Genomic DNA, 6,244 nt, shown 5'->3' with positions numbered 1-6,244 from the left:
AATTACGGATTTAGACCTTTTGGAAATAATATTAGAGTATTTATTTCTAAAGATGATTATGAGTGATACAAATATAAGTAGTTCTTACATTGCAAGGACTACTTATTATAAAAATGTTGACACCGTATTTATGCTGATGATATAATAATTAAGGTTACCGTAGAGATGGTAACGGATGACTTTTGAAATTGTAAGAGTTGCAGAATTCTTACAAATTTTTTATTGTTTTAAAATGAACCACCTGGATGTGTGGATTATTAAAATGAAGAAGGGAGGACACTTAATAAGATGCCTACTATTAACCAATTAGTAAGAAAACCTCGTCAATCGAAGAAAGCTAAATCTAAAGCACCAGCACTGAACAGAGGGTTTAACAGCCTTAAGAAATCAGTAACGCACAACAACTCACCACAAAAACGTGGAGTTTGTACGCGTGTTGGTACGATGGCGCCACGTAAACCGAACTCAGCTTTACGTAAATATGCACGTGTTAGACTTTCTAACAACATGGAAGTTAACGCGTACATCCCAGGAATTGGCCACAACTTACAAGAACACTCAGTTGTTTTAATCCGTGGTGGTCACATTAAAGACTTATCTGGGGTACGTTACACAGTAGTTCGTGGAGCACTTGATACTTCAGGTGTTGAAGGACGTAAACAAGGACGTTCTAAATACGGTGCTAAAAAAGCAAACTCATAATTTAGCGTAATATATAGAATCAATTCATGGAAGGAGGCTACTTAGTATGCCACGTAAAGGTCCAGTACCTAAGAGAGACGTATTACCGGATCCAATTCATAACTCTAAGTTAATTACGAAGTTAATTAACAAGTTAATGATCGACGGAAAACGCGGTACGTCACAAAAAATTCTTTACAGTGCGTTCGAAATCGTAGAAGAGCGTTCAGGTAGAGACGCAAACGAAGTATTCGAAGAAGCATTAGAAAACATCATGCCATTACTAGAAGTTAAAGCACGTCGTGTTGGGGGTTCTAACTACCAAGTACCAGTTGAGGTACGCCCAGAAAGACGTTCAACTCTAGGTCTTCGTTGGTTAGTGAACTACTCACGCCTACGCGGAGAAAAAACAATGGTAGAACGTTTAGCAAACGAAATTCTTGACGCAGCTAACAACACTGGTGGTGCGGTTAAGCGTCGTGAAGAAATGCACAAAATGGCAGAAGCTAACAGAGCATTCGCACACTACCGTTGGTAGAATTGTGGATCTCGGTAGTATAAATTTATTTTTAAAAACTTGGAAGGAGCAACAAGTTCTATGGCAAGAGAATTTTCTCTAAAAAACACTCGTAACATCGGTATCATGGCACACATCGATGCTGGTAAAACGACTACAACAGAACGTATCCTTTATTACACAGGCCGTATCCACAAACTTGGAGAAACTCACGAAGGTGCATCACAGATGGACTGGATGGAGCAAGAACAAGACCGTGGTATTACAATCACATCTGCAGCAACAACTGCACAGTGGAAAGGTCACCGTGTAAACATCATCGATACACCAGGGCACGTAGACTTCACAGTTGAAGTTGAACGTTCTTTACGTGTACTTGACTCAGCTGTAACAGTATTAGACGCTCAATCAGGTGTTGAGCCACAAACTGAAACAGTTTGGAGACAAGCAACAAACTATGAAGTTCCACGTTTAGTATTCGTTAACAAAATGGATAAAATCGGTGCGGACTTCGACTATGCAATCGGTACAATCAGAGACCGTCTACAAGCAAATGCACACGCGGTACAATACCCAATCGGTGCAGAAGACGAGTTCAGAGGTATCATTGACTTAGTAAAAATGAAAACTTACCTTTACCACGATGACTTAGGTCAAGACATAGAGGAAGTTGAAATTCCAGCTGAATACGAAGACAAAGCTCAAGAAATGCGTGAAGCATTAATCGAAGGTCTTGCAGACGTAAACGAAGACGTTATGGAAGCATACCTTGGTGGAGAAGAGCTTTCAGAAGAAACTCTTAAAGCTGCAATTCGTAAAGCGACTTGTGACGTAGAATTCTTCCCAGTATTCTGTGGTACAGCATTCAAGAACAAAGGTGTTCAGTTATTACTCGATGGAATCATCGATTACTTACCATCACCACTTGAAGTAAAACCAATCGTTGGTCATATGGCTAACGACCCAGAAGAAGAATATATCGCGAAACCAGGAGACGACGAGCCTTTCACAGCGTTAGCGTTTAAGGTTATGACAGACCCATTCGTTGGTAAATTAACATTCTTCCGTGTGTACTCTGGTTCATTAGACTCAGGTTCATACGTATCAAATACAACAAAAGGTAAACGTGAACGTATTGGTCGTATCCTACAAATGCACGCAAACTCTCGTGAAGAGATCTCAACTGTTTACTCAGGAGATATCGCTGCAGCAGTAGGTCTTAAAGACACTGGTACAGGTGACACGTTAACTGAAGAAAAACTTGGCGTAATCTTAGAATCAATGGAATTCCCAGAGCCAGTTATTCACTTATCAGTTGAACCTAAATCAAAAGCGGACCAAGACAAAATGTCTACAGCTCTTGTTAAATTACAAGAAGAAGACCCAACATTCACAGCATACACTGACAATGAAACTGGACAAGTTATCATCGGTGGTATGGGTGAGTTACACTTAGACGTTCTTGTACACCGCATGAAGTCTGAATTCAACGTTGAATGTAACGTAGGTGCTCCAATGGTATCTTACCGTGAAACATTCACTCAACCAGCACAAGTTCAAGGTAAATTCAGCCGTCAGTCTGGTGGACGCGGTCAGTACGGTGACGTACACATTGAATTCACACCAAACGAACAAGGTGCAGGATTTGAATTCGAAGACGCTATCGTTGGTGGGGTAGTTCCACGTGAATATATTCCATCAGTTGAAGAAGGACTTAAAAACGCTCTAGAAAACGGTGTTCTTGCAGGATACCCATTAGTAGACGTTAAAGCGAAATTATATGATGGTTCTTACCACGACGTCGACTCATCTGAGATGGCGTTCAAGATCGCTGCATCACTTGCATTAAAAGAAGCAGCTAAGAAATGTAAACCAGTTCTTTTAGAACCAGTTATGAAAGTTGAAATTGTTATGCCTGAAGAATATCTAGGAGATATTATGGGAGACGTAACAAGCCGTCGTGGACGTGTAGAAGGTATGGAAGCACGTGGTAACGCACAAGTCGTTAACGCATTCGTACCACTATCAGAAATGTTCGGTTACGCAACTTCATTACGTTCTAACACACAAGGACGCGGAACTTACTCAATGGTATTTGATCACTACGAAGAAGTTCCAGCTTCAATCTCAGAAGAAATCATTAAGAAAAACACTGGAGAGTAATCTCTATACTTGATTTTTTCTCGGGAAAAAGGTATAAACAGTATAGGTATTAATTCGTCCACTTATAATTAAGTGGGCGAATGAAATTATAAAATTTCTTAATTACAAGGAGAGATATTTCAAATGGCTAAAGAAAAATTTGACCGTTCGAAAACGCATGCTAACATTGGTACTATTGGGCACGTTGACCACGGTAAAACTACATTAACAGCAGCAATCGCGACTGTTTTATCTAAAAAATACGGTGGAGACGCTCAGTCATACGACCAAGTAGACAACGCTCCAGAAGAAAAAGAACGTGGAATCACAATCAACACGTCACACATCGAGTACGAAACACCTAAACGTCACTATGCACACGTTGACTGCCCAGGACACGCAGACTACGTTAAAAACATGATCACTGGTGCTGCACAAATGGACGGAGCTATCTTAGTAGTATCTGCTGCAGATGGCCCAATGCCACAAACTCGTGAGCACATCTTACTTTCACGTAACGTTGGTGTTCCAGCATTAGTAGTATTCTTAAACAAAGTTGACATGGTTGACGACGAAGAGTTATTAGAATTAGTAGAAATGGAAGTTCGTGAATTACTTTCTGAATACGACTTCCCAGGCGACGATATTCCTGTAATCGCTGGTTCTGCTCTTAAAGCTCTTGAAGGTGATGCTGAGTACGAAGAGAAAATCATCGAGCTTATGGAAGCTGTTGATGAGTACATTCCAACTCCAGAGCGTGACTCTGACAAGCCATTCATGATGCCAGTTGAGGACGTATTCTCAATCACTGGTCGTGGTACAGTAGCTACAGGACGCGTTGAGCGTGGACAAGTTAAAGTTGGTGAAGAAGTTGAGATCATCGGTCTTTCTGAGCAATCTTCTAAAACAACTGTAACTGGAGTAGAAATGTTCCGTAAGTTATTAGACTACGCTGAAGCTGGAGATAACATTGGTGCGTTATTACGTGGTGTATCACGTGACGACATCCAACGTGGACAAGTTCTTGCTGCTCCTGGAACAATCACTCCACACAGCAAGTTCAAAGCTGAAGTTTACGTTTTATCTAAAGAAGAAGGTGGACGTCATACTCCATTCTTCACAAACTACCGCCCTCAGTTCTACTTCCGTACAACTGACGTAACTGGTATCGTAAACTTACCAGAAGGTACTGAAATGGTTATGCCTGGTGACAACGTTGAAATGGACGTTGAGTTAATTTCACCAATCGCGATTGAAGACGGTACACGTTTTTCAATCCGTGAAGGTGGACGTACTGTAGGATCAGGTGTTGTAACTGGAATCGACGCATAATTAATTTTATGTCACAATATAAACACTCGGGGACTTTCCTCGAGTGTTTTTTTATATCGGAGGTCACAGATGAAATACATTAAGTACGTACTCGTTTTACTTGTAACAGTTTTTTTATCCGCATGTAATACGGACTCGGCAGTATTTGAAAATAAAGTAGACGACAACTACACGATGACAATCACGGTCAATCATAGCGATGAAACGCTGCGCTCGGTAGAGTTTGAAATCAACAGTCTCGTACCTAAAGAGCAAGCGTCTAATTTCGTTGAATCAACGGACTTAAATTTCACAAAAAAAGATTACGAACAACTGGAGGAGTTCTATTCAGAGCTGAATCAGTTCGAAGGCGTTAAAACGAAGACAAAAGTAAAAGACGCTGGCGACAACGTCGAGGTCAAAATTACAGGTGTTGAAAACGTCAAAAACGGTAAAAGCATCATCGGGAACACTGAGAAGGATGGTATGTTTTCTGACGTAAAAGAGTTTCTAACAGAACAAGGATTTAAAGAGAAGTAACGTGGACTCTTTTTAGCTTAAGTAGCGTGTGGTAGTTAGTCGTGAGGAGAAAATGATGACAATAAATTATAGTAATGAAAAATACATTGATAAAGAACAATTAGAGCAGTTATATAATGATGCAGAGTGGTATGCTTATACAAATGATCTAGACCTTTTACAGCAGGCGATTGAGCAGTCGTTATATGTTTTAACGGCGTGGGAAGGCGACAAGCTCGTAGGGCTGATTCGTGTTGTTGGTGATGGTTTAACGATTATTTATATTCAAGATATACTTGTGTTAAAAGAGTATCAAAATCAAGGCATTGCGACTGAAATGCTGCAACACGTTTTAACTAAATATGATAATGTTCGCCAAAAGGTTTTATTAACTGATGAAGCACCTGATGTAAGACACTTCTATGAAAAGAATGGTTTTGAATCTTGCGACAAAGGTGAGTTAGTCGCCTTTGCTAAATTAAATTAGGTTTGTTAAATAAATGAAGTCCTATGATCTCAACATGATCACAGGACTTTTCTTGTTTTGGTATTCTGTTTGCTTGGAATCTTACTAGCGCGCGATACTTCTCAGCGCTTCTCTTCTTAAGCGTCTGTTGTAGTTTTTTATCATAAAAATAACGAGCACTGCGTCAATGACCCACCAAATTGTTATTGGAAGCATCGTCACTGCAGTCGCGAGACCAAACGTGACTAATGTTAATATGCCTGAAATAATCAGTACGACAATCATCAAAATGCCCGTGATTGTTTTGCCGACGTAGAAACGGTGCGCGCCGACCGCTCCTAGAAAGAACCATAGTATATAGGCAACTATGAGGCTCTTCTTCTCATTAGAAACATATTGCTCAATGTACAATTTTTGATCGACCGTCAGATTTCTCATAAAATCACTCCTTAGTTAATTATACCATTTAGCGTGGGATGTGAATGTGGTGCTTTTTATCACTGAAAGAGTAATAATACTACTATTCTTAATTTTATTTAACAAAAATATTGTGATTCTGTTAGATATCCGGATATATTTAACAAATTTTGGGTGCGCGGCCGGATTTT

Annotated in this window: 7 protein-coding genes; 6 read left to right on the top strand and 1 reads right to left on the bottom strand. The window is 40.0% G+C overall.

Annotated elements, in window-relative coordinates; translation table 11 throughout:
- The first annotated feature begins 288 nt into the window (after positions 1–288).
- The 6 genes from rpsL (at position 289) to TJ68_RS02900 (ending at position 5,657) form a co-directional block, all read left to right on the top strand.
- Positions 289–702: a 30S ribosomal protein S12 gene (rpsL, locus tag TJ68_RS02925; RefSeq protein ID WP_040928645.1), complete on the top strand. Its 414-nt coding sequence runs from the start codon at positions 289–291 to the stop codon at positions 700–702.
- Positions 703–748: 46 nt separating this feature from the next.
- Positions 749–1,219: a 30S ribosomal protein S7 gene (gene rpsG, locus TJ68_RS02920; protein WP_040928644.1), complete on the top strand. Its 471-nt coding sequence runs from the start codon at positions 749–751 to the stop codon at positions 1,217–1,219.
- 60 nt (positions 1,220–1,279) lie between these two features.
- Entirely contained in the window at positions 1,280–3,361 is a 2,082-nt protein-coding gene (fusA, locus tag TJ68_RS02915; protein ID WP_040928643.1) for an elongation factor G, read from the top strand.
- A 123-nt stretch (positions 3,362–3,484) separates the two neighbouring features.
- Positions 3,485–4,672 carry an elongation factor Tu gene (gene tuf / locus TJ68_RS02910; RefSeq protein ID WP_040928642.1) on the top strand — a complete coding sequence of 396 codons (1,188 nt, stop codon included), beginning with the start codon at positions 3,485–3,487 and terminating at the stop codon, positions 4,670–4,672.
- Positions 4,673–4,741: 69 nt separating this feature from the next.
- Positions 4,742–5,191 carry a hypothetical protein gene (locus TJ68_RS02905; protein WP_040928641.1) on the top strand — a complete coding sequence of 150 codons (450 nt, stop codon included), beginning with the start codon at positions 4,742–4,744 and terminating at the stop codon, positions 5,189–5,191.
- Between the two features lie 52 nt (positions 5,192–5,243).
- Entirely contained in the window at positions 5,244–5,657 is a 414-nt protein-coding gene (locus TJ68_RS02900; protein ID WP_238316023.1) for a GNAT family N-acetyltransferase, read from the top strand.
- A gap of 84 nt (positions 5,658–5,741) precedes the next feature.
- On the opposite strand, the gene TJ68_RS02895 is transcribed toward TJ68_RS02900, so the two are convergent.
- Positions 5,742–6,074 (bottom strand): TM2 domain-containing protein, encoded by a 333-nt coding sequence (locus TJ68_RS02895; RefSeq protein ID WP_052327269.1) that lies wholly within the window; start codon positions 6,072–6,074, stop codon positions 5,742–5,744.
- Positions 6,075–6,244 lie beyond the last annotated feature (170 nt).

The sequence above is a fragment of the Nosocomiicoccus massiliensis genome, from assembly GCF_000438455.1.
In the GTDB taxonomy this organism is placed as follows: Bacteria; Bacillota; Bacilli; order Staphylococcales; family Salinicoccaceae; genus Nosocomiicoccus; species Nosocomiicoccus massiliensis.
Note: the sequence above shows the minus strand (reverse complement) of the source record. Positions and strands in the feature narration are given on the sequence as shown.